We start from the raw sequence: 22579 nt of genomic DNA on the forward strand, positions 1-22579 counted from the left end.
TTCTGGGTACTACCACGGTCCCGTCGGGGGAATCCGGCCTCCTCCGGGCGCCGGATTCCCCCTTGCGCACCGATTCCGCGAATCCTACGGTGATACATAGGAATCGGGAACGAGGGAGCGATCATGAGCGGGGACGCGCGCAACGGCGCCGAGGCACTGCGGAAGACCGCCGAGGCGCTGACGTATCTCTCGGGGTTCGGCAACGAGCACAGTTCCGAGGCGGTGCCGGGTGCGCTTCCGCTCGGCCGCAACTCGCCGCAGCGGGTCCCGCTCGGGCTGTACGCGGAGCAGCTGAGCGGCTCGGCGTTCACGGAGCCGCGGGCGCACAACCGCCGCTCGTGGCTGTACCGGATCCGTCCGTCGGCCGCGCACCCCGCGTTCACCCGCACCGACAACGGCACGCTGCGCACGGCTCCCTTCACGGAGACGGTGCCGGACCCCAACCGGCTGCGCTGGAACCCGTTGCCGGAGCCCGCCCCGGGCACCGACTTCCTGGCGGGCCTGTGGACCCTCGGCGGCAACGGCGACGCCACCCAGCGCACCGGCATGGCGGTGCACCTCTATCACGCCGACGTCTCCATGGAGCGGGTGTTCAGCGACGCGGACGGCGAGCTGCTGATCGTGCCGGAGCGGGGCGGGCTGCTGCTGCGCACCGAGTTCGGCCTGCTGCATGTGGAGCCGGGACACGTGGCGTTGATTCCTCGTGGGGTGCGCTTCCGTGTGGAGCTGCTCGACACCGCGGCCGACGGCAGGCGCAGTCCGTCCGCCCGGGGCTATGTGTGCGAGAACTACGGGGCACCCTTCCAGCTCCCCGACCTCGGCCCGATCGGCGCCAACGGCCTCGCGAGCCCCCGGGACTTCCGGGCCCCGGTCGCCGCGTACGAGGACGACACGGAGACGGCGGGACCGGTGGAGGTGGTCAACAAGTTCTGCGGCAACCTCTGGACGGCGATGTACGACCACTCGCCGCTGGACGTCGTCGCCTGGCACGGCAACCATGTGCCGTACGCCTACGATCTGCGCCTCTTCAATGTGATCGGCACCATCAGCTACGACCATCCCGACCCGTCGATCTTCACCGTGCTGACGTCGCCGTCCGACACACCGGGTCTGGCCGGGGTCGACTTCGTGGTGTTCGCGCCGCGCTGGCTGGTGGGAGAGGACACCTTCCGGCCGCCCTACTTCCACCGGAACGTGATGAGCGAGTACATGGGGCTCGTCGAGGGCGCGTACGACGCGAAGGCGGAGGGCTTCGTGCCGGGCGGGGGTTCGCTGCACAACATGATGTCGGCGCACGGTCCCGACCGGGAGACGTTCGACCGGGCGAGCGCCGCCGAGCTGCGGCCGCAGAAGGTGGACGACGGTCTGGCCTTCATGTTCGAGACGCGCTGGCCGGTCACCGCGACCGCACAGGCCGCCCGGGCGGAGCATCTGCAGCGCGGGTACGACGACGTGTGGCAGGGTCTGCAGCGCCACTTCCGGCCGGACGGCCGGACGTGACGGCCGGCGGCCGCCCATGACCGCCCGTTGCACCGAACGCCCACGAACGGTACGGATACCCTCGTGACCTCCTTCGCCCCGGATTCGATCGTCCTGAACCGCAAGCTGCCGCTCTGGTATCAGGTGTCGCAGTCCCTGCGCGCCTCGATACTCGGCCGGTCGCCGCAGGATCCGCTGCGCCTGCCCACCGAGGAACAGCTGGCGGAGCACTACGGGGTGAGCGTGCTGACCATGCGGCAGGCGCTCAAGGAACTGGAGGACGAGGGGCTCATCACCCGCCACCGCCGGCGCGGCACGTTCATCGAGCCGAGCGCCACCCGGGGCGCCCCGGTCCGGCTGCTCGGCTCGGTCGACGCGATCGTGGCCCAGCAGTCGGGCATGACGACGGAGCTGCTGGACCACGGAAGCGAGCCCGTGTCGGCCGAGCTCTCCGAGCACTTCCCGGACCTGGCGGAGGTGGCCACGTACCACCGGCTGCGCAGCGACGAGAAGACCGGGGAGCCGACCAACCACGCGCGCAACTACGTCCGGCCCGAACTGGCGGCGCTGATCGACCCCGAGGACCTGGTCCGCTGGCCCATGACGAAGGTGCTGCGGGATGTCGCGGGGGCGCGGATCGGGCAGATCACCGACACCGTCGAGGCGCGCCTCGCCGACCCGGAGACCGCGCGGCTGCTCAACGTCCCGCTGCTGAGCCCGATCCTGCACTACACGGGCATCGTGCACGGCGAGGACGGCCGGGCGCTGGACGTGGCCCGTATCCACTACCGGGGCGACCGTTTCTCGTTCACGGTCACCCTCGACGCCCACTGACCGTGCGGGACGGACGGGACGGAGTCGCCGCTCATGACGCACGTCGTACGATGCCGAGCGTGACGCACGACGACGCGCCGCTGCTCGCGGACCTCATGCCGTGGTCCGTCGCACCGCCCCGGCTGGGCCGGGCGTGGCCGACGGGGCCCGACGCGGCGTCCCTGAAGGCGCGGTGGGACGCCCTCGTGAAGGCGGAGGGACCCGACCGCGAGGCGCTGTTCGGCGTCACCCGCGCGCGGACCCTGCACTCGGCGGTGGGGCAGTTGCCCGGCCGGCCCTCCGGGACGGGGCGGCTGGCGCGGGCGTCCGGCCGGTGCGCGGAGCCCGTCCGGGTCCTGCACGGGCCGTTCGACGAACAGTGGCTGATCCCCGACCACCGGCTGATCGACGCGGCGCGGCCGGAGTTGTGGCGCGTGGCGGACGAGGAGCAGCTGTTCGCCGTGGAGCAGACCCCCGCCCCCGACGCGCCGCCCCTCCTGATCGCGTCGGTCCTTCCGGTGGTCCCGCCGCAGCCGAAGTCCCTGCCTGTCGCCCGGCCCGGCCGGGTCCGCCCCCTGTACCGGCGCCCCGGCGGCCGTGAACCCAACCTGGCGCCGGGGCTGCTGGACCTCCTGGCCGAGCGGCTCGACCACTCCCCCACCCCCCTCGACGTCCTCGCCTGGACGGTCGCGGTCGCCCGCCCCGGCCCCCGCGGGTGCGCCGTCCCGCTCACCGCCGATCCGGAACTCTGGTCGCACGGGACCGGGTTGGGCCACCGCATGCTGTGGCTGATGCGCCGCGACGGCGAGCGCCCCAGGCTCCCCGGTGGCCGCCGTCCGTACGTACGGGCCCCGCTCCCCTCCCGGCCCGTCGAACTCCGCTACGACCGCGACGAGGAGACCCTCCACCTCGACGAGGGCCGCATCTCCCCCGTACCGCCCGCCGCCTGGGACTTCGAGGTCGGTGGCGTGCGCGTCCTGGACCAGTGGTTCGCCGGCCGGACCAGCGTGCCGGAGCCCGGCACACTGGAGGCGATCCGCCCGGCGACCTGGCCCCAGGCCTGGACGTCCGAGCTGCTGGAAGTCATCACGGTCCTGTCCCTGCTCGCCGAACTACGCCCCCAGCAAGCCGAGTTGACGCCAGGCACCCCCATCACCGCGACCGACCTGCGAAAGACGGGCATCCTGCCCCCCTCGGACACGTCCCGCAGACCGGCCTCGGTCCTGGACCACCACGAAGAGGGCCCGGAGGGCCAGTTCACCCTGCTCTGACACAACACGGGAACACGGGGACGAGAACGGGAGCCCACGGGGACGCGAGCCCACGGGGGCAACTGGGGCACTGGGGCACTGGGGCACTGGCAACCCCGGCCAAGCGCGCGGGCAACGGCGCAGCCCGTTGCTTTAGGGGCGCGGGGAACTGCGCAGTCTTTTAGGGGCGCGGGGAACGGCGCAATCTCTTTCGGGGGCGCGGGGAACGGCGCAATCTTTTTCGGGGGCGCGGGGAACGGCGCAATCCTTCAAGGGGCGCGGGGAACTGCGCGACCAGCCCCCACCCACCCGCAGCCGAACCACCACCGCTCCACCCACCCCCTCACCCGGCCAAAAACTCACCGCACCGGGTCGAACCCGTCCAGCACCCGAACCAACGCCCGCTCGAACACCGCCTCCAGATCGATCGGCCCCGCGGCCTCCATGAACGCCGCCGCCATCCGCGGATACGCCCCGGTGGCGACCTGCCCGCCCAGATAGGCCCCGCGCACAGCGTTCTCCTGCTCCTCGGACCACGGCAACGCCCGCACCCGCTCCGCCGTGGCCAGCTCGTTGCCGACGTACGTCGTCACGACCCCGTTGAGCATCGCGATCAGCTCGAACTTCGTGCCGTACGTCCCCTCGAAGGAGTCCAGGCAGGCCAGGCAGTGCTCCAGATAACGCAGGGCGCTGGGGCTGAAGCCGTACACCGGCGACATCAGGGCCGGCAGCCAGGGATGCCGGTGCATGAGCGCGCGCGTCTGACGGGCGACCCGGAGCATGTCGGCACGCCAGTCCCCCGCGGGCTCCCACAGCTCGTGCTCGGCGCTGACGGCGTCGACCATCAGCTCGTGCAGGTCCTCCTTGCGCGGCACGTAGTTGTAGAGCGACATCGTGCCGCAGCCCAGCTCGGCCGCGACATGCCGCATCGAGACGGCGTCCAGCCCCTGCGCGTCCGCGATCCGCACCGCGGCGGCCGCGACGTCGGCCCGGCTGAACGCGGGCCGCGGTCCGCGCCCCGTGCGCTCGGGTCGGGCCCAGATCACTTCGGGTACGTCGGCACGTCCTGCCATCGGTGTCGCCAGCCCTGCCGTCGGAGAAACCTGTCACCACCATCCTAGTTACGTACAGCGTACGTAATGCGCTATGGTCAACCCATGACTACTACGTACGGCGTACTTAGTGAGGGTCTGGAGAAGCGCTTCGGGGAGGTCCACGCCCTTCGGGGGCTGGATCTCGCGGTGGCCGAGGGAACCGTCTGCGGGCTGCTGGGCCCCAACGGCGCGGGCAAGACAACGGCGGTCCGGCTCCTCACCACCCTGCTGCGGCCCGACGCCGGTTCCGCCCGGGTCGCGGGGCACGATCTCGTCCGCGAACCGGACGCCGTGCGCCGCGCGATCGGCGTCGCCGGGCAGTACGCCTCGGTCGACGGCGACCTCACGGGCCGGGAGAACCTGCGGCTGTTCGCGAAGCTCCGTCGCCTGCCGAGGGCGGCCGCCCGGGCCGAGGAACTGCTCGACCGCTTCGAGCTCACCGACGCGGCCCACCGCCCCGCCTCGACCTACTCCGGCGGCATGCGACGCCGCCTGGACCTGGCCGCGAGCCTGATCACCCGGCCCGCGGTGCTGTTCCTCGACGAGCCGACGACGGGCCTCGACCCGCACAGCCGCAACCAGATCTGGGAGACCGTGCGGGCCCTGAAGTCCGAGGGCACGACCGTCCTGCTCACCACCCAGTACCTGGAGGAGGCGGACCAGCTCGCCGACGACATCGTGCTCGTGGACCGGGGCCGGGCCGCGCACTCGGGAACGCCCGCGGAACTCAAGGCGCTCATCGGCTCGTACGCGGAGGCGGTCGTCGCCCACCCGGACGCGATGGCCGGCGCGGCGGCCGTGCTCGACCAACTGTCCGGCTCCGCACCGGACTTCGACCAGGAGCGGCGGGCCGTCGGCGTGGTCACCACCGACCAGACGCTCACCCTCCCCCGGCTCGTGCGCGAACTCGACGCCGCCGGAGTGCCGTTGCTCGACGTGAGCCTGCGCCCGCCGACGCTCGACGACGTCTTCCTCCGCCTCACCGAGAACGTGACCGCGAGCCGGACCGACTACAAGGAGCTCGTGACATGAGCACGTTGGCGTACGACGGAACGGCGATGCTGGGGCGCCAGCTGCGGCGGATCCGGCACAACCCGGGCCTGCTGATCCTCACCCAGACCATGCCGATCACCATGCTGCTGTTCTTCGGCTACGTCTTCGGCAGCGCGCTGGCGATGCCCGGCGAGGAGTACCGGGCCTTCCTGGTACCGGGGTTGCTGGTCGCGACAGCCGCCAACGGCATCATGACCGGCATGTTCCAGGCGGCGCAGGACTCGCACCGGGGCGTCACGGACCGCTTCCGTACGCTGCCGATGAGCAGGGCCGCGGTACCGCTCGGGCAGGCGGCCGCCGACCTGGTCGTCACGGCCGCGGGCCTGGTGCCGTTCCTGCTCGTGGGGCTCGCGGTGGGGTGGCGCGTGGAGGGTTCCGCGCCGGCCGCGGCGGGTGCCGTGGGGCTGCTGCTGCTCTTCCGGTTCGCGACCACGTGGATCGGGATCCTGCTGGGGCTCGTCTCGCAGAGCGAGGAGGCGGCCGGTCAGCTCGGCGGCGCGACGTTCATCCTGCCGCTGCTGTCGAACGCGTACATCCCGACGGACAACCTGCCCCACTGGCTGCGCACGCTCGCCGAGTGGAACCCGATCAGCGCGGTGTCCACGGCCCTGCGGGACCTGTTCGGGAACGCGCCGGTGCCGTCCGACGGAGCCTGGCCGGTGACGCACCCCGTCGCGGGTTCGCTGGCCTGGTGCGCGGTCCTCATCGCGGTGTTCATGCCGCTCGCCGTCCGCCGGTACGCGCACGGCCGCCGCTGAGCCGAGGACCGGGCTCCCTGCATGACAAAGCCCCTGGGCACGGGACATGATCCCCCGCATGGAGCCGCTTCCCCTGCCCCTTGAGGGCATCACCGTCGTCGCTGTCGAGCAGGCCGTCGCCGCGCCCTTCGCCACCCGGCAACTCGCCGACCTCGGGGCCCGCGTCATCAAGGTCGAGCGCCTCGACGGCGGCGACTTCGCGCGCGGCTACGACACCGCGGCCGCCGGTCTCGCCTCGCACTTCGTGTGGTGCAACCGCGGCAAGGAGTCCGTCGCCCTCGACCTCAAGGACCCGCGCGGCCTCGACGTGGTGCGCCGCCTCGTGGCGGGCGCCGACGTCTTCGTGCAGAACCTCGCCCAGGGCGCCGCCGCACGGCTCGGCCTGGACGCGGCGACGCTGTGCGCGGCCGACCCGCGGCTGATCGCCGTGGACATCTCGGGCTACGGGGCCTCGGGGCCGTACGCCGGCAAGCGCGCGTACGACATGCTCGTGCAGTGCGAGGCGGGGCTGGTGTCCGTGACGGGGACGGCCGGGCAGCCGGTGAAGGCGGGGATCCCGGCGGCCGACATCGCGGCCGCCATGTACGCGTTCTCGGGGGTGCTGGCGGCCCTGGTGCGGCGCGGCACGACGGGGCGCGGCGGGCCGGTGGAGGTGTCGATGCTGGAGGCGCTGGCCGAGTGGATGGGGCATCCGCTGCACCACGCGATGCACGGCGGCACTCCTCCGGCGCGCACGGGTCTCGCGCACGCCGTCATCGCCCCGTACGACGCCTATCCGACGGCGGACGGCGGGCGGGTGCTGCTGTCGGTGCAGAACGACCGGGAGTGGCGGCGGCTGGCCGAACAGGTGCTCAAGCGGCCGGAGTTGGCGCACGATCCGGCGTACGCGACGAACGCGGCACGGGTCGAACACCGGGAGCACACCGACGAGTCGGTCGGCCGGGCACTGGCGGGTCTCGACACGGACGAGGCCGTGGCACGCCTGGAGGCGGCCGGGATCGCCTGCGCACGACTGCGGGACGTGACGGAAGTGGCGGAACATCCGCAGCTGGCGGCGAGGGACCGCTGGCGGGAGGTGGGGTCGCCGGTCGGGCCACTGAGGGCGCTGTTGCCGCCGATCACGCTGCCGGGCGGGGACGCGGCGAAAATGGGGCCCGTACCCGCGCTCGGGGAGCACACCGGGGCGCTGCTGCGTGCCGTGGGGATGACGGACGATGAGATCGCAGCACTGCGCCGGGACGGTGTGGCCGCCTGAGCACGGGTCGGGGTCCTGCTCGGGTTCGGCCGCCCTTCAGCGACCGGGGCCGCCTGTCAGCGGCCGCCGAACAGGGAACGGCGCAGCCGGCGCAGCGGTGCGAAGAGCGAGACCCGCCTCACTCGCGCGCCCCTGCCGGTGCGGTCGTGCGCGGTGTCACGTGCGGTGAGCTCGCGCATCAGGTCCGTCGCCTCGGCCGCTTCGCGCTGAGGGATGGCGGGGCCACCCATCACCGAAAGATGACGGTCGAGGCGCGAACTGGTCGCGCTGCTGCCGCACGTGATCGCAGGGACTCGCGCCCTGCCACGCACTGTTATCTGTTCCATGTCACTCCCCACCCATACGAGGGCACCCGGCCCGGGCAGGTTAACCCTATCGCTCCCTCATCACACTCGTGTATCCCGGGCACGGGATTCACCTACCCACTAAGGGCGTTGACGATTACTCTCCGAATCCAAGCGATTCCAGGGCGAGTTGGACAACCGGTGCGGTTGTGGGCTGCGGAGAGCCGCCCGGCGGCTCGACGGTGACAGCGAGTGAGGTCGCGTCCGTGTTGAGTCCGGTGGCAATCAAGGGCGTGTCGCCGTCGAGGAGCCCCAGAGAACGCGGTTTCCCCTCTGGTCTCATGAGCCACAACTGGTGAACCCTCTGGTTCGAAGGCGTGCCGAGGCCGGCCGACGTCACCACCGCCGTGCGCTGCGACGCGGAGGCGACGACGCCGATGCCGTGACCGTTCGCGTCCCGTCCGGCGCCCGCCCGGGCGTCCGGCGCGGCGAGAACGTGTGCGATGTCACTCGCCTGTGCCCGCTCCTGGTCCAGCTGATCCTGCGTACGGGACGCCTGCATGCCGAAGAGCGCGGCGACGACGAGTGCGGCGGCCGCCGTCGTGGAGGCGAGCGGCACGAAGAACGGCGAGAAGCCGGAGCGACGGGCGCGCGACGGCGGCACGGTCCGCATGCCCGGCAGCGGCTGTGCGGTGCGCACCGGGGGCGCCTGCCCCGCGACGTGTTCCTGGGGTGTCGTGCGGACGGCCATGAGGACCCGGTCGCGCATCGCGGCGGGCGGCGGGGCAGCTGTGGACCAGGCGAGACGGACCGCGTCCTCGCGCAGGGCGCGCACCTCGGCGGCGCAGCTGTCGCATCGCCTCAGGTGCTTCTCGAACCGTTTGTGCTCGTGGGGTTCCAGGGCGTCGAGGGCGTACGGGGCGGCCAGCGAGTGCAGTTCGCTCCGCCGGAAGAGGGTGATCATGCGACACCTCCCAGGCAGTCGCGCAACCGCGTGAGTCCGTCGCGCATTCGCGTCTTGACCGTGCCGAGCGGCAGGGAGAGCCGTTCGGCCACTTCACGGTACGTGTAGCCGTCGTAGTAGGCGAGTGTGACGGACTGTCGTTGTAAGGCGGTGAGCCGGTCCAGGCAGCGGCGCACCCATTCGCGTTCGAGGCCGGCCTCGACCTCCTCGGCGACCTGGTCGAACGCGGGGCCGTTCGCCCGCCGGGCCATGCGCAGTTCGCGCTCCCCGGCGGCGCGGGCACTGCGGACCCGGTCGACCGCCCTGCGGTGCGCGAGCGTCAGGACCCAGGCGAGTGCGCTGCCACGGCCGGGATCGTAGCGCCCGGCGGAGCGCCAGAGCTCGAGGAGTACCTCCTGCGCCACCTCCTCCGACTGGGCCGGGTCCCGCACCACCCGGCGTACCAGCCCGAACACCGGCCCGGACACGAGGGCGTACAGATCCTCGAAGGCCTTCTGGTCGCCTCCGGCCACGAGCACCAGAAGTTCGTCCGCCTCCACCCGTTTCCCCCTCTCGGCCTTGAACGGCCTGACTCATCCTCACGTATTCGGCGCAGGAACGCCTTCGGATGGGGTTACGGATCAACAGCTTGAAAACGCGGGTGAATCCCGAACCAATCCTTCCGCCCACCCGCTCCGAATGGCGTGCATCAGGCAACACCGACCGACGCGGCACGAGCGCGTGAGCGGACCACTCGAGAGGTCGCTTCCGCGGACATCACCGCCGGGACACAGTTTTGGGACAGAGGACGGACGGCATGACACCTTTCACCAGCGGGTTCGTGGGACGCAGGAGCCTTGCGACCCTTGTCTGCGGTGCGCTGGCCACCGGCGGGCTCGCGGCCGTCGGCGTGACCGCGCTCCAACCGGGTACGGCGAGCGCCTCCAGCCACCGGGAGGCTCCGCTCATCTCGGGGCAGCCGCAGTTCGACAACACGGACGTGTACGCCTTCGTAAGCCCCGACAAACCGGACACGACCACGCTGGTCGCGAACTGGATCCCGTTCGAGGAACCGGCCGGAGGGCCGAACTTCTTCACCTTCGCCGAGGACGCCCAGTACGACCTGCACATCGACAGCAACGGCGACGCACAGGGCGATCTGGTCTTCCGCTACACGTTCGAGACGCACGTCAAGAACGACAAGACCTTCCTGTACAACACGGGTCCGGTGGAGAGCCTCGACGACCCGGACCTCAACATCACGCAGACCTATGACATCGAGCTGCTGCAGCTCGAGGGCGAGCACCTGGTCAAGAAGACGACGTACGCGGACGACGTGCCGGTCGCGCCGTCGAACGTCGGCAAGGCGTCCATGCCGGACTACGCCAAGCTCCGCCAGCAGGCCGTGCACGAACTCCCGGGCGGGGCGACGACGTTCGCCGGTCAGGCCGACGACCCGTTCTTCCTCGACCTGCGTGTCTTCGACCTGCTGTACGGCGGCAACCTGTCCGAGGTCGGCAACGACACGCTCAAGGAATACAACGTCAACTCCGTCGCCCTGCAGCTGCCGACCGACCTGATCCGGGAGTCGGCCGAGCAGCCGGTCATCGGTGTCTGGTCGACGACGCAGCGCAAGAGCGCGAGCGGCGAGTACCGGCAGGTCTCGCGCCTCGGCATGCCGCTGGTGAACGAGGTCGTCAACCCGATCAAGGACAAGGACAAGTTCAACGCGTCCGAGCCCAAGGACGACGCGGACTTCCTGGAGAACGTGACCAACCCCGAGCTGCCGAAGCTCATCGAGGCGATCTACAAGATCCCGGCACCCAAGGAGCCCAGGAACGACCTGGTCGACGTGTTCCTGAAGGGCGTGCCGGAGCTCAACCAGCCGCCGCACGTCACGCCTTCGGAGATGCTGCGCCTGAACACCTCGATCGAGCCGGCCGCCAAGGAGAAGCGCCTGGGCGTGCTGGACGGCGACAACGCGGGCTTCCCGAACGGCCGCCGTCTGAAGGACGACGTGCTGGACATCGCACTGCAGGTCGTCGAGGGCGAACTCGTGGGCGCCAAGAACGACTTGGGTGACGCGGTCAACAAGAACGACCAGAAGTTCGAGAAGGCGTTCCCCTACGTCGCGCTGCCGACCTCCGGCTCGCGCGGCCCGCTCGCCAAGGGCACGACGGGTACGAACGACGTGCGCAGCCAGCTCGGTGACGCGCTGCAGCCCGCGGGCTCCACGGGCGGTGTCGCCGGTATGGACGACACCACCCTGATCGCCGTCTCGGCGGGGTCGGGCGCGGCCGGGTTCCTGCTCGTCGGCACGGGTGTCCTGTGGTGGCGCAGCCGCCGTCGGGCCTACTGACGCGCACCCCTGACTGGCGCGGCCCGCGCGTATCCGTCCCCCACGGCGCACGGGCCGCGCCGCCCCGTACGTGAACCACGTACGTGAACCACCGCTTCCACCAAGGTGATTGAGGAGAGGGCATGTCCCCGCGTAGGAACGACGACGCGCAGGAGAGGGAGCTCGCCGACGAGGCCGGCGAGGACGCCGGCGCGACGGCCGAGGCACCCGGGACTCCCGAGGAGGCCGGGGCCGGGCAGGACGCCCCCGAGGGGCGCCGGGGGTCCGGGCGGCTTCGGGTGCTGCACCTCACGGCCTGCGCCGTCGCTCTCGCCGTCGCGATGACCGCGGGGGCCGTGGTGCTGGGCAGCAGGGACGACGACGGCATGCGGACGGTGTCGTCCGCGCCGGGTCTCGCGCCCGAGCTGCTGGCCACGGGGAGCCTGGCCTCCGGCATCTCCGCCCTGCAGACCCATCTCAAGGCACAGCCCAAGGACTACAACGGCTGGTCCACGCTGGGTGTCGCGTACATCGAGCAGGCCCGCACCAACGGCGACCCGTCCCGCTACCCGCAGGCGGAGCGCGCGCTGAAGCGCTCACTCGAGCTGCGCCCCGGCAACGACCCGGCGCTCGCGGGCCGTTCGGCACTGGCCGCGGCCCGCCACGACTTCCCGGGCGCGCTGCGGTACGCGGAGAAGGCCCTGGACGAGAACGCCTACAACGAGCGGGCGCTGTCAACCCGTATCGACGCCCTCGTCGAACTCGGCCGCTACGAGGACGCGTCCAGGGCCGCCGACCAGGCCGACACCCGCCGCCCGGGCATCCCCGTCTTCACCCGCTACGCCTATGTGCGGGAGCTGCGCGGTGACGTCGCCACGGCACGGCGGGTCCTGAAGCAGGCACTCTCCAGTGCGTCGGCTCCCGGCGACGTCGCGTACGTGGCCACGTCGCTCGGCCAACTCGCCTGGCGCGAGGGCGAGTACGGGTCGGCGCTGAAGTACTACGCGCAGGCTCTGCGCGCCGACAAGGTGTACCTTCCGGCGCTGGAGGGCCGCGCCCGGGCGCAGGCCGCGAGCGGCGACCGGGCGGCGGCGATCCGCGGCATGGAGGACGTCGTGGCCCGCTTCCCGCTGCCGGGCCCGCTGGTCGTGCTGGGCGAGCTGTACGAGGCGCGCGACGGCGAGCAGGACCGGGCGAAGGCCCGCGACCAGTACGCCCTGGTGAACGCCTGGACGGCGCTGGCCCGGGCGAACGGCGTCAACGCCGATCTCGACACGGCCCTCGCGGCGGCGGACCACGGCGACCGCAAGGCCGCCCTGCGCGCCGCCCGCGCCGAGTGGGAGCGCCGGCACACCGTCCACACCGCGGACGCCCTGGCGTGGGCCCTGCACGTCAACGGCCGTGACGACGAGGCCCTCCGCTACGCCCGGCGCGCCACCGCGACCGGCTACCGCGACGCCACCTTCCTCTACCACCGCGGCGTGATCGAACGCGCCACGGGTCACAAGAAGGAGGCCCGCGCCAGCCTGTCGTCGGCCCTGAAGCTGAACCCCGGCTTCTCCCCGGTCGGCGCGAAGGCGGCCAAGAAGACACTGACGGCGCTGGACGGTGCCGAATGAACGCCTCCGCCGCGGGCGGCCTCCGGTCCCGGCTCGCCCGGACGGCATCCCTGCGCCGCCGGGCGTACGCGTCCTGCGTGGCCGTTCTCGTGGCGGCCTGCGCGCTCGTGCTGGTTCCCGCCGGGACGGCCGCGGCGCATCCGCTCGGGAACTTCACCGTCAACCGGTACGACGGTCTGGTCGTCGCTCCCGGGAAGCTGCGGGTTCTCCATGTGGAGGACCTGGCGGAGATCCCGGCGACCCAGGCCCAGCCCGACATCGACAAGGCGGGCATGGCGGGTTGGGCCCGCGAGCGGTGCGAGACGGCGGCGGGGAAGAGCCGGGTGAGCGTCGACGGCAAGGCCCGCGCGCTGACCGTCGGCGAGAGCCGTGCCCGGGTGCGGCCCGGACAGGCGGGACTCAAGACCCTGCGGGTGGAGTGCCGTTGGTCCGCCGCACTGCCGAAGGCGAGCACGTCCGTGCGCTTCCGTGCCTCCGTGGACGACGGCCCCGGATGGCGTGAGGTCACGGCCCGCGGCGACCGGACGACGCTCACCTCCTCGGACGTACCGACGAAGTCCATCTCGGGTGAACTGACCGCGTATCCGGAGGAGTTGCTGTCGTCACCGGCGGACACGGCGACGGCTTCGCTGCGCGTCCGCCCCGGCGGTCCCGCGCTCGTCGAGGAGAGTTCCGACGCTCCCGCCTCCTCCATCCTGCCGCGCGGCGCCGACCGCTTCACACGGGCGCTGGACGATCTGGTGTCCCGCCAGGACCTGACGCTGGGCTTCGCCGCACTGGCCCTGGGCATCGCCGTGCTGCTCGGCGCGATGCACGCCCTGGCGCCGGGCCACGGCAAGACCATCATGGCCGCCACAGCCGCGGCCCGCGGCAATGCCACCATGCGCGACGTCATGCCGCTCGCCATGTCCGTCACCGTCACCCACACACTCGGTGTGGTCGCCCTCGGCGTCCTCGTGACGGCCGGTTCGGCCGCCGCGCCCTCGGTGATCGCCTGGCTGGGCGTGACGAGCGGTGTCATCGTCACGGTGGCCGGCGCGGTCCTCGTACGACGGGCCTGGCTCCGGCGCGACCACGGGCACAGCCACTCCCACGGCCACGGGCACAGCCACTCCCACGGGCCGCACGGTCATTCCCACAGTCATGCCCAGGGGCACTCGCACGCCCACAGCCCCAGCCCTGTGCTCGCTCTGGCGCACGCGCAGGGCCACGGGGACGGCCCCAAGGGGGCCCACGCGCACGGGGACGGCCACGAACACGGTGACGAGCGGACGCACGCCCACACCGGCTCACACACCCACGACGCTCCCCACACGGACTCCCCCGTCCACGGCCACGACGCTCCCCACACCCACGACGACGGACACCACCGCCCGCACACCCACCCCCATCCGCACACCCACTCCCACTCCTCTTCTCTCAGGCTCAAGGACACCCTTCTCCTCGGCTTCGCCGGCGGCCTCGTCCCCAGCCCGTCCGCCGTCGTCGTGCTCGTCGGGGCGGCGGCGCTCGGCAAGGCGTGGTTCGGACTGCTGCTCGTGCTGGCCTTCGGGGCGGGACTCGCACTCACCCTCACGGCCGCCGGGTTCGCCGTGGTCAAGGTGGGTAGCCGGGTCTCCAAGGCCATCGAGAACGGCGCCCGCTGGTCGGGCGGCCGGACCGCGGCCCTGCTCCGGCGGACCACGCCGATCGGATCCGCGTTCGTCGTGGTGGCCCTTGGGGCTGGATTGGTGTTCAAGGGGGCGGCAACCGCGCTCGGTTGAGCTACTTTTGTTCATAATCGTGCGGTTGCTGATGGGGGGCGCCCGTGGCCGGAGAGCCGGGCAGTGAACGAGTGATCGCGGGCCGCTACCGGCTTCTCTCCCCGCTGGGCGAGGGCGGGATGGGGACGGTGTGGCGCGCCCGCGACGAGGTGCTGCACCGCGAGGTCGCCGTCAAGGAGGTGCGCGCCCCGGGCGGGCTGCCGGGCCCTGACGTCGAGCGGATGTACGCCCGGCTGGAGCGCGAGGCATGGGCGGCGGCCCGGGTCACCAACCGCAACGTGGTGACGGTCTACGACGTGGCGACGGAGGACGGCCGTCCGTGGATCGTGATGGAGCTGATCCGCGGGATCGCGCTGTCCGACCTCCTGGACGCCGAGGGCCCGTTGTCGCCGCAGCGTGCCGCCCACGTCGGTGCGGAGGTGCTGGCCGCGCTGCGGGCCGCGCACGAGGCGGGCGTCCTGCACCGGGACGTCAAGCCCGGCAACGTACTGATGTCGAACGACGGCCGGGTGGTCCTCACCGACTTCGGTATCGCCACGGTCGAGGGCAGTTCGGCGCTCACCATGACCGGTGAGGTGATCGGCTCGCCCGAGTTCCTCGCACCGGAGCGGGCGCTGGGCCGTACGCCGGGGCCCGAGTCCGACCTGTGGTCGCTCGGGGTCCTCCTCTACGCGGCGGTCGAGGGCAACTCGCCGTTCCGCCAGAACACCCCGCTCAGCACCCTGCGCGCGGTCGTCGACGAGGAACTGCCGACTCCGCACCGGGCGGGCCCGCTCGCCCCGGTCATCGAGGGTCTGCTGCGCAAGGACCCGGCGGAGCGCATCCCGGCCGCGGACGCCGAACAGGACCTCCGTGTCGTCGCGGCGGGCGGCACCTCCCGTACGGGCACCACGTCCTACGCGCCGACGGCCGCGGCGTTCCCGCACCCGGCCACGACCTCACCGGCCCCCGTTCCCGCGTACTCGCCCGCCGCCCACTCCCCGCAGCACGCCCCGGCCGCGACGACCACGACCTCGGAGCCCGACCGTCCGCGGCGCGCCATGATCGCGGTGATCGCGGGCCTGGCCGCTCTCGCGCTCGCGATCGCGGGTCTCACGTACGCGCTGGTCAACCGCGACAACGGGGACAACGGCGCCGGCGACTCCAACGGCGGGTCGACGAGCGGCGGATCGACGGGCGGCGGTGACAACGGCGGAAGCGGCACGGGCGGCTCCGACGGCGGCTCGACGACGGAGAGCTCCGGTTCGAGCGGAACGAACGACGGCGGCTCGACCACCGGCGGCAAGGAATCCACGCCCGCGCCCACCCAGTCCGTGAAGGTGACGGTCTCGGGTTCGCACACCGACTACACCGGCGCCTGCCCGCCGCCCGAGGCGCAGGCTCCCACCTTCACGGCGACCTTCACGGTCGGCGTCGTGCCGGTGGACGTGGAGTACCGCTGGGTGACGGAGACCGGCGAGGTGTCCGACCCGAGCTGGAAGACCCTCTCGTTCGCCGAGGGCGGCGGGAAGTCGAAACAGAACACGGTCGTCCTGACGACGTACGAGGCGTCCGGGACGTACGAGAACAAGGTGGGGGTGGAGGTCCGCAGCCCGGAGCAGCGGAAGTCGAACTCGGTTGCCTTCTCGGTCACCTGCGAGACGGAGGCCCCGACGGGCGGGGCCTCCGGTTCCTCTTCTCCTCAGGCGCTGGCCCCGAACGGAGCGGTCAGGCCGCGGAGTTGAGGACGGGCAGGTAGCCGCCCGACTGGCCGGACGCGGTCGGGTGGTAGGACTCGCTGATGTTCAGCCACTTGACGCTGTGCAGCCAGGCGCTGCCGGAGCAGATCTCGTGGCCCGTGAACGTGGGGCGTACGTCACCGAAGGTGAAGCCGTGGTCGGCGGCACGCTTGGCGATGGCGCTGTCCAGGTGGTCGGCGGCGTTGTTGATGGCGGCCCGCTCCTTCTCGGAGAGACCGGTCAGGCAGCTGCCGCTCAGCTTGTAGAAGCGGGGGTAGCCGAGGACGACCACGTGGGCCGCCGGGGCCTTCGCGCTGATCGCCGAGTAGACCGAGTCGAGCTTGCCGGGCAGTGTCGAGTCGACGTACGCCTTCGCCGTGTCGATGCGGGCCACGCAGGCGCTCTCGGACTGCAGGACACAGGTCGTCATGACGTCGGAGAAGCCCGCGTCGTTGCCGCCGATCGAGATCGAGACGAGGCCCGTTCCGGAGCCGAGCGGGCCGAGCTGGTTCGCCAGAACATCACCCGTACGAGCGCCAGAGCAGGCCGTGAAGCTGAACGACGAGGGTGAATGGGCGGCCGCCCAGAGGTAGGGGTAGGCCTTCGTGCTGCGCTTGCAGTCGCCGCTGGAGCCGATGTAGCTGCCCGCGCCGAGGCCGGAGGAGTAGGAGTCGCCGAGGGCCACATAGCCCGTGGCGGCGGCTTGCTGGGACGCCTGCGCCGTCATTGCCCCGGTGAGGGTGCAGGCGGTGGCGAGGAGGAGCGAGGTCACGTATGCCGTAAGTCGGGAACGTCTCATGGAACCTCCCTTTAGCAGGATCTCTGCCATAACTTTCGTACCAGCTACGCGTGTTGACAGGAAGTGTCCATGCCAAGACTTTTCCGGACCTACCGGGACCTCCGCGAGGCGTTCACCGCGCGTTCGATTGCGTGTTCATGACAGCGGTGTGACAAACCGTCAACTCCCTTGAGCTACGCCCGTAGATCGATCACGCTGATGTCTCAACCGGTAGCGGAACGCAACGCTCCTGGTTGTGTGCGCGATCACGCGCACACCCCCCACAGACGTGCGCCTCATCCAGGCGCACGCCGCCTATGAGGAGGACTCCCTCGCATGGCACAGCTGCGTAGCAAGAAGATCCGGATCGCCGCGATAACCTCCGTGGCGACCGCCGCCCTGCTCGGCGCCGTCACCGCGCTCCCCGCCCAGGCCGCACCGGCCGAGGGCCGGGTCCTGGCGGCGGGCTCCCCCACCGCCGTCAAGGACAGCTACATCGTCACGCTGAAGAAGGGCACGGACTTCAAGGCCTCCTCGGCCGAGGGCAAGAGCCTGATCAAGGAGTACGGCGGCACCGTCAAGAAGACGTTCGGCGCCGCGCTGAACGGCTACACGGCGACCCTGTCCGCGGCCGAGGCCAAGAGACTCGCCGCCGACCCGTCGGTGGCCGTGGTCGAGCAGAACCAGACGGTGCACGCGACCGACACCACCCAGTCCAACGCCCCCTGGGGACTGGACCGCTCCGACCAGGCGTCGCTGCCGCTCTCCGGCACGTACACCTACCCGGACTCGGCGGGCAGCGGTGTGACGGCGTACGTCATCGACACCGGCGTCCGCATCACCCACGCCCAGATCAGCGGCCGGGCCAGCTACGGCTACGACGCCGTGGACGGCGACACCACCGCCTCGGACGGCAACGGTCACGGCACGCACGTCGCCACGACCATCGCGGGCTCGACCTACGGCATCGCCAAGAAGGCGAAGATCGTGGCGGTCCGTGTGCTCGACAACGCGGGCTCCGGCACCACCGCGGGCGTCATCGCCGGCATCAACTGGGTGACCGCGAACCACAGCGGCCCCTCGGTCGCCAACCTGTCGCTCGGCGGCGGCGCCTCCACCACGCTGGACAACGCGGTGGCGAACTCCATCGCGAGCGGCGTGACCTACGCGGTCGCGGCGGGCAACAGCAACGCCAACGCCTCCTCGTACTCCCCGGCGCGTGTCGCCTCGGCGATCACCGTCGGCGCCACCACCAACACGGACGCGCGGGCCAGCTACTCCAACTACGGCTCGGTCCTGGACATCTTCGCGCCCGGTTCGTCGATCACGGCCGGCTGGTACACCAGCGACACCGCGACGAACACGATCTCCGGTACGTCGATGGCCACGCCGCACGTCGCGGGCGCGGCCGCCGTGTACCTCGCGGGCCACACCTCGGCCACCCCGGCCCAGGTCGCCACGGCCCTGATCAACGGCTCCACCACCGGCAAGGTGACCAGCCCGGGCACGGGCTCCCCGAACCGCCTCCTGAAGATCGTCCCGTAACACGTACGCGGTTCCCCGCGTCCCCCGTCCGGGGCGCGGGGAACCGTGCTGTCCCCGTTCCGGAGGGCGGGGCCCCGCCCTCCGCGGCCGGACATCGGGCCGCCCCCCTTCTTGACGCCCCCCAGGGCGCTGCGCCACATTGAAGCCCGGCATCCGGCGCGTCGGGGGGCAAAGTCGCCAATGCAGACCATAGGTACGAAGTCATCTTCATCAGACCCGTCTCCGCCAGGCGGCGACGGGCGCGGGGAGCAGGATCCGGGGAGGGACCTGCTGCCTCTGCTCGCGGGCGCGGCGGTGACGGTCGCCGGCGTCGGCGCCGTCCTGGCGCTCGTCGACGTGGACTCGCCCCTGCGCGCCCCGTTCACGCTCTTCTTCCTGCTGGGCGCGCCCGGCGCCGCCGTAGCGACCGCGCTGCGGGGGCTGGAACCGTTCGCCCGCGTCCTGGCGTCCCTGTCAGCAGCGGTAGTGGTCAACCTGCTGGTGGCCCAGGGCATGATCGCGGTCCACCAGTGGTCGGTCCGTGGCGGAATCACGGCCGTGGCCGCGCTCAGCTCCCTCATTCTTCTGCTGGTCCTGGTACGGCGGCTGCGCGGCCGTACGGCGAGAAGACGGGCTTCGTGACGTGAACATCAGCGTGTACCGTCCCGGCGAACTGACCTCCGCCGACCGGTCGGCGTGGACGGCCTTCCAGTCCAAGGCGCATCTGCACGGCGCACCCGACCTCGCGAACCCCTTCCTGTCGCCGGAGTTCACACTCGCCGTGGGCCGCTGCCGCCGCGGCGTACGGATCGCGGTGGCCAGGGAGAACGGCGAACCCGTGGCGTTCTTCCCGTTCCAGACGACCGCCGCCGGCGTCGGCCGGGCCATCGGCCTGGGCGTGTCGGACTGCCAGGGGCTGGTCCACCGCCCCGGCTTCACCTGGGACGCACAGGAACTGCTGCGAGCCTGCGGACTCGCCGTGTGGGAGTTCGACCACCTCCTGGGAGGGCAGACGCCGTTCGAGGCCGGAGCCTCCGGCGTCTTTCCGTCCCCGGTCATCGACATCGACCAGGGATACGAGACCTATCTGGAACAACTGCGGGCCCGGTCACCGAAGTTCACCCGGACCACGCTCGCCAAGGCGCGCAAGCTGGGGCGCGACCACGGCGAACTGCGCCATGTGCACGACGAGCGCGATCCCGGAGCACTGCGCACGCTGATGCACTGGAAGTCGGCGCAGTACCGCAGGACCGGGCGCAGCGACCGCTTCGCACAGGACTGGATCACGCGGCTCGCCCATCAGCTCTTCCACAGCCGTTCCGAGTCGTTCGCCGGACTCCTGTCGGTGCTCTACGCGGGCGACAGGCCGATCGCCGCGCACTTCGGACTGCGCTCCGAGCGTGTGCTGGCCTGCTGGTTCCCCGCGTACGACCCGGCGTTCTCGAAGTACTCCCCGGGCCTGGTCCTGCATCTGCGGATGGCCGAGGCGGCCGCCGCCGAGGGCATCGCCCATCTGGACCTCGGCCGGGGACAGAAGGAATACAAGGACTCCCTCAAGACACGGGAACTCACCGTGTCCGAGGGGTGGGTTGCGCGCCGCCATCCCGTGGCGCTCGGGCACCGGGCGCGACGCGCCCCTGTCCGGGCACTGCGCAACGCGGTGCTGGCGCGGCCGGAGTTGTTCGAGCCGGCCGACAAAATGCTCAAACGGATGGGAAAAATCCGCTCGAGTGGTCAGGTAACAGCCAAACCAACAAAAACGTGAGGCCTCGTTCCAGGTCTTGCCATACCGTCTCAATCATCAATACCGTCTTACATCCACCCGCATCGGTCCATCAGTGCACATGCGATCTAGGGGAGGGCTCGAGATCGCGACGAGGGCCCGACGCGGGGCGCGGTAGGGGGGTGCCGTGCTCGGTGACCGCATGTGTGCCGAGTCGTGCCGCGCGACCGACCCGGACAGTCGGCCAGTTCTGCCAGCTCACCCGGCGTGGACGGAGATCCATTTCGGCATGCCGTAAGTGAGAAACCCCCCTTTCGAACCGGACAACACACCGGACCGCCCGTGGGGCGGGCGGTCCACCGGACGAGAGGGACCAGACTCCATGAGTTCTTTTGTGCGCCCGGCTGTGTCGGACGAAGATCCGCTCACAGCCGGCAGGTACCGGCCCATATCGACTCACCTGGCCATAGCGCCTCCGGTGAGCGTCGTGATTCCCGCCATGAACGAGGCGGAGAACCTTCCGTACGTCTTCAAGACACTGCCGGGCTGGATCCACGAAGTGGTTCTCGTCGACGGCAACTCCACCGACGACACCGTCCAGGTCGCCCGCGAGCTGTGGCCCGACGTCAAGGTCGTCGAGCAGGTCGGCAAGGGCAAGGGAGACGCCCTGATCACCGGCTTCGCGGCCTGCACCGGTGACATCATCGTCATGGTCGACGCGGACGGCTCGGCCGACGGTCACGAGATCGTCAGCTACGTCTCCGCGCTGGTCTCCGGCGCGGACTTCGCCAAGGGCTCACGGTTCGCCAACGGCGGCGGCACGGACGACATGACACCGATCCGCAAGCTCGGCAACTGGGCGCTGTGCACCGTCGTCAACCGCAAGTTCGGCGCGCGCTACACCGACCTCTGCTACGGCTACAACGCCTTCTGGCGGCACTGCCTCGACAAGATCGACCTCGACTGCACGGGCTTCGAGGTGGAGACCCTGATGAACATCCGGGTGGTCAAGGCGGGCCTGAAGGTCCAGGAGATCCCGAGTCACGAGTACGTGCGGATCCACGGCGCGAGCAACCTGCGGGCCGTGCGGGACGGTCTGCGGGTGCTCCGGGTGATCCTCAAGGAGCGCTCCAACCGGCGGTCACTGCGCCGCCGTCCGCACGCCACGGGGCTCAACACCCGTACAGGAGAGGTGTCTTGAGAAACCCTGACATCTCCGTGGTGGTCTGCGTCTACACCGAGGACCGCTGGGAGGACATCCTCGCGGCGGTCGCCTCGGTGCGGGCGCAGTCCCGGCCCGCGCTGGAGACACTGCTGGTCGTGGACCACAACCAGGCGCTCCTGGACCGCCTGTCGAAGGAGTACAAGGAGACCGGGGAGGTGCGGGTGCTCGCCAACGCCGGCCCCCGGGGCCTGTCCGCGGGCCGCAACACCGGCATCGCCGCCTCGCACGGCGAGGTCGTCGCCTTCCTCGACGACGACGCGGTGGCCGAGCGCGACTGGCTCCTCCACTTCGCCGAGGCGTACGAGGACCCGCTGGTGATGGCCGTCGGCGGCCGCACGGTGCCGATCTGGGCGTCGGGCCGCCGGCCCGTCTGGTTCCCCGAGGAGTTCGACTGGGTCGTGGGCTGCACGTACAAGGGCCTGCCGCCCGGTCTCGTCCGGGTGCGCAACGTGCTCGGCGGCAACGCCTCGTTCCGGCGGACCGCCTTCGACGCGGCGGGCGGCTTCGCCACCGGCATCGGACGCGACGGCGACAAGCGGCCGCTGGGCTGCGAGGAGACGGAACTGTGCATCCGCCTCACCCGCGCCCGGCCGGACGCGGTCCTGCTGATCGACGACCGGGCGGTGATCCACCACCGGGTGCCCGAGGCGCGCGAGCACTTCGCCTACTTCCGTTCGCGCACGTACGCCGAGGGTCTGTCGAAGGCCCTGGTCGCCCGGAGCGTCGGAGCCGGCAAGGGACTCGAGTCGGAGCGCCGCTACACCACGCGTGTGCTGCCCGCCGGTGTCGCGCGCGGACTGCGCGACGCCCTGCTCGCCCGCCCCGGCGGCGCCGGCCGGGCCGCCGCCATCGTCGCCGGAGTGGTGACGGCGGCGGGCGGGTACGTACTCGGGAGCGTCCGGGCACGCAGGGGTGGGGCCGCGTTCGCGGTGGTCCCGGTCGTGCGGACCGAAGGGGGCTGA

Annotated in this window: 20 protein-coding genes; 15 read left to right on the forward strand and 5 right to left on the reverse strand. The window is 71.4% G+C overall.

Annotated features, from left to right (window positions below; translation table 11 throughout):
- Positions 1-123 precede the first annotated feature (123 nt).
- From hmgA to KUF83_RS36370, 3 genes are all read left to right on the forward strand, one after another.
- Positions 124-1500: a homogentisate 1,2-dioxygenase gene (hmgA, locus tag KUF83_RS36360; RefSeq protein WP_217459324.1), complete on the forward strand. Its 1377-nt coding sequence runs from the start codon at positions 124-126 to the stop codon at positions 1498-1500.
- Between the two features lie 63 nt (positions 1501-1563).
- Positions 1564-2313, forward strand: a complete 750-nt coding sequence (locus tag KUF83_RS36365; protein WP_217459325.1) for a GntR family transcriptional regulator — start codon at positions 1564-1566, stop codon at positions 2311-2313.
- 50 nt (positions 2314-2363) lie between these two features.
- Positions 2364-3563, forward strand: coding sequence for a type ISP restriction/modification enzyme (locus KUF83_RS36370; RefSeq protein WP_217459326.1), 1200 nt, complete (start codon positions 2364-2366; stop codon positions 3561-3563).
- Positions 3564-3901: 338 nt separating this feature from the next.
- On the opposite strand, the gene KUF83_RS36375 is transcribed toward KUF83_RS36370, so the two are convergent.
- Complete coding sequence (locus tag KUF83_RS36375; RefSeq protein WP_217459327.1) at positions 3902-4615, reverse strand: TetR/AcrR family transcriptional regulator C-terminal domain-containing protein; 714 nt, start codon at positions 4613-4615, stop codon at positions 3902-3904.
- Positions 4616-4699: 84 nt separating this feature from the next.
- Between KUF83_RS36375 and KUF83_RS36380 the strand changes: the two genes are divergently transcribed.
- From KUF83_RS36380 to KUF83_RS36390, 3 genes are read left to right on the forward strand one after another with little or no spacing between them, the layout of a single operon-like run.
- A complete protein-coding gene (locus KUF83_RS36380; RefSeq protein ID WP_217459328.1) occupies positions 4700-5668 on the forward strand; it encodes an ATP-binding cassette domain-containing protein in 969 nt (322 codons plus the stop codon).
- Positions 5665-6447 carry an ABC transporter permease gene (locus KUF83_RS36385; protein WP_217459329.1) on the forward strand — a complete coding sequence of 261 codons (783 nt, stop codon included), beginning with the start codon at positions 5665-5667 and terminating at the stop codon, positions 6445-6447. Before KUF83_RS36380 ends, KUF83_RS36385 begins: the two co-directional genes overlap by 4 nt.
- 46 nt (positions 6448-6493) lie before the next feature.
- Positions 6494-7702, forward strand: coding sequence for a CaiB/BaiF CoA transferase family protein (locus KUF83_RS36390; RefSeq protein WP_374106234.1), 1209 nt, complete (start codon positions 6494-6496; stop codon positions 7700-7702).
- A 56-nt stretch (positions 7703-7758) separates the two neighbouring features.
- On the opposite strand, the gene KUF83_RS36395 is transcribed toward KUF83_RS36390, so the two are convergent.
- The 3 genes from KUF83_RS36395 to KUF83_RS36405 all read right to left on the reverse strand — a co-directional run bounded on the left by KUF83_RS36395 (position 7759) and on the right by KUF83_RS36405 (position 9489).
- Positions 7759-8028, reverse strand: coding sequence for a hypothetical protein (locus KUF83_RS36395; RefSeq protein ID WP_200399247.1), 270 nt, complete (start codon positions 8026-8028; stop codon positions 7759-7761).
- A gap of 115 nt (positions 8029-8143) precedes the next feature.
- Positions 8144-8947, reverse strand: coding sequence for an anti-sigma factor domain-containing protein (locus KUF83_RS36400; RefSeq protein WP_217459419.1), 804 nt, complete (start codon positions 8945-8947; stop codon positions 8144-8146).
- Positions 8947-9489 (reverse strand): sigma-70 family RNA polymerase sigma factor, encoded by a 543-nt coding sequence (locus KUF83_RS36405; RefSeq protein WP_217459331.1) that lies wholly within the window; start codon positions 9487-9489, stop codon positions 8947-8949. The genes KUF83_RS36400 and KUF83_RS36405 overlap by 1 nt, the downstream gene beginning before the upstream one ends.
- Before the next feature lie 257 nt (positions 9490-9746).
- Here KUF83_RS36405 and KUF83_RS36410 point away from each other — a divergent pair, with 257 nt between their 5' ends.
- From KUF83_RS36410 to KUF83_RS36425, 4 genes are all read left to right on the forward strand, one after another.
- Positions 9747-11288, forward strand: a complete 1542-nt coding sequence (locus KUF83_RS36410; RefSeq protein WP_217459332.1) for a DUF4331 domain-containing protein — start codon at positions 9747-9749, stop codon at positions 11286-11288.
- A 122-nt stretch (positions 11289-11410) separates the two neighbouring features.
- Positions 11411-12886 (forward strand): lipopolysaccharide assembly protein LapB, encoded by a 1476-nt coding sequence (locus tag KUF83_RS36415; protein ID WP_217459333.1) that lies wholly within the window; start codon positions 11411-11413, stop codon positions 12884-12886.
- Positions 12883-14649, forward strand: coding sequence for a sulfite exporter TauE/SafE family protein (locus tag KUF83_RS36420; RefSeq protein ID WP_217459334.1), 1767 nt, complete (start codon positions 12883-12885; stop codon positions 14647-14649). The genes KUF83_RS36415 and KUF83_RS36420 overlap by 4 nt, the downstream gene beginning before the upstream one ends.
- A gap of 44 nt (positions 14650-14693) precedes the next feature.
- On the forward strand, positions 14694-16373 hold the full coding sequence (locus KUF83_RS36425; protein ID WP_217459335.1) for a serine/threonine-protein kinase: 1680 nt from the start codon (positions 14694-14696) through the stop codon (positions 16371-16373).
- Here KUF83_RS36425 and KUF83_RS36430 read toward each other — a convergent pair.
- Positions 16357-17166 carry an SGNH/GDSL hydrolase family protein gene (locus KUF83_RS36430; RefSeq protein ID WP_217459336.1) on the reverse strand — a complete coding sequence of 270 codons (810 nt, stop codon included), beginning with the start codon at positions 17164-17166 and terminating at the stop codon, positions 16357-16359. The two genes, KUF83_RS36425 and KUF83_RS36430, sit on opposite strands and share 17 nt — an antisense overlap.
- 315 nt (positions 17167-17481) lie before the next feature.
- Between KUF83_RS36430 and KUF83_RS36435 the strand changes: the two genes are divergently transcribed.
- The 5 genes from KUF83_RS36435 to KUF83_RS36455 all read left to right on the forward strand — a co-directional run bounded on the left by KUF83_RS36435 (position 17482) and on the right by KUF83_RS36455 (position 22579).
- Positions 17482-18690 carry a S8 family peptidase gene (locus KUF83_RS36435; RefSeq protein ID WP_217459337.1) on the forward strand — a complete coding sequence of 403 codons (1209 nt, stop codon included), beginning with the start codon at positions 17482-17484 and terminating at the stop codon, positions 18688-18690.
- Positions 18691-18984: 294 nt separating this feature from the next.
- Complete coding sequence (locus KUF83_RS42295) at positions 18985-19311, forward strand: hypothetical protein (RefSeq protein WP_308403301.1); 327 nt, start codon at positions 18985-18987, stop codon at positions 19309-19311.
- A 1-nt stretch (position 19312) separates the two neighbouring features.
- A complete protein-coding gene (locus KUF83_RS36445; protein WP_217459339.1) occupies positions 19313-20434 on the forward strand; it encodes a GNAT family N-acetyltransferase in 1122 nt (373 codons plus the stop codon).
- Positions 20435-20774: 340 nt separating this feature from the next.
- Positions 20775-21593, forward strand: a complete 819-nt coding sequence (locus tag KUF83_RS36450; protein WP_217459340.1) for a glycosyltransferase family 2 protein — start codon at positions 20775-20777, stop codon at positions 21591-21593.
- Positions 21590-22579: a glycosyltransferase family 2 protein gene (locus KUF83_RS36455; protein WP_217459341.1), complete on the forward strand. Its 990-nt coding sequence runs from the start codon at positions 21590-21592 to the stop codon at positions 22577-22579. The genes KUF83_RS36450 and KUF83_RS36455 overlap by 4 nt, the downstream gene beginning before the upstream one ends.

It is taken from the genome of Streptomyces sp. BV286 (assembly GCF_019090165.1).
Lineage (GTDB): Bacteria > Actinomycetota > Actinomycetes > Streptomycetales > Streptomycetaceae > Streptomyces.

Bases quoted from the DNA above. Each gene is read 5' to 3' on its own strand.
- hmgA (WP_217459324.1), top strand. From the start codon at position 124: ATGAGCGGGGACGCGCGCAACGGCGCCGAGGCACTGCGGAAGACCGCC.
- KUF83_RS36370 (WP_217459326.1), top strand. From the start codon at position 2,364: ATGCCGAGCGTGACGCACGACGACGCGCCGCTGCTCGCGGACCTCATG.
- KUF83_RS36375 (WP_217459327.1), bottom strand. From the start codon at position 4,615: ATGGCAGGACGTGCCGACGTACCCGAAGTGATCTGGGCCCGACCCGAG.
- KUF83_RS36380 (WP_217459328.1), top strand. From the start codon at position 4,700: ATGACTACTACGTACGGCGTACTTAGTGAGGGTCTGGAGAAGCGCTTC.
- KUF83_RS36385 (WP_217459329.1), top strand. From the start codon at position 5,665: ATGAGCACGTTGGCGTACGACGGAACGGCGATGCTGGGGCGCCAGCTG.
- KUF83_RS36390 (WP_374106234.1), top strand. From the start codon at position 6,494: ATGATCCCCCGCATGGAGCCGCTTCCCCTGCCCCTTGAGGGCATCACC.
- KUF83_RS36395 (WP_200399247.1), bottom strand. From the start codon at position 8,028: ATGGAACAGATAACAGTGCGTGGCAGGGCGCGAGTCCCTGCGATCACG.
- KUF83_RS36410 (WP_217459332.1), top strand. From the start codon at position 9,747: ATGACACCTTTCACCAGCGGGTTCGTGGGACGCAGGAGCCTTGCGACC.
- KUF83_RS36415 (WP_217459333.1), top strand. From the start codon at position 11,411: ATGTCCCCGCGTAGGAACGACGACGCGCAGGAGAGGGAGCTCGCCGAC.
- KUF83_RS36420 (WP_217459334.1), top strand. From the start codon at position 12,883: ATGAACGCCTCCGCCGCGGGCGGCCTCCGGTCCCGGCTCGCCCGGACG.
- KUF83_RS36430 (WP_217459336.1), bottom strand. From the start codon at position 17,166: ATGAGACGTTCCCGACTTACGGCATACGTGACCTCGCTCCTCCTCGCC.
- KUF83_RS36435 (WP_217459337.1), top strand. From the start codon at position 17,482: ATGGCACAGCTGCGTAGCAAGAAGATCCGGATCGCCGCGATAACCTCC.
- KUF83_RS36450 (WP_217459340.1), top strand. From the start codon at position 20,775: ATGAGTTCTTTTGTGCGCCCGGCTGTGTCGGACGAAGATCCGCTCACA.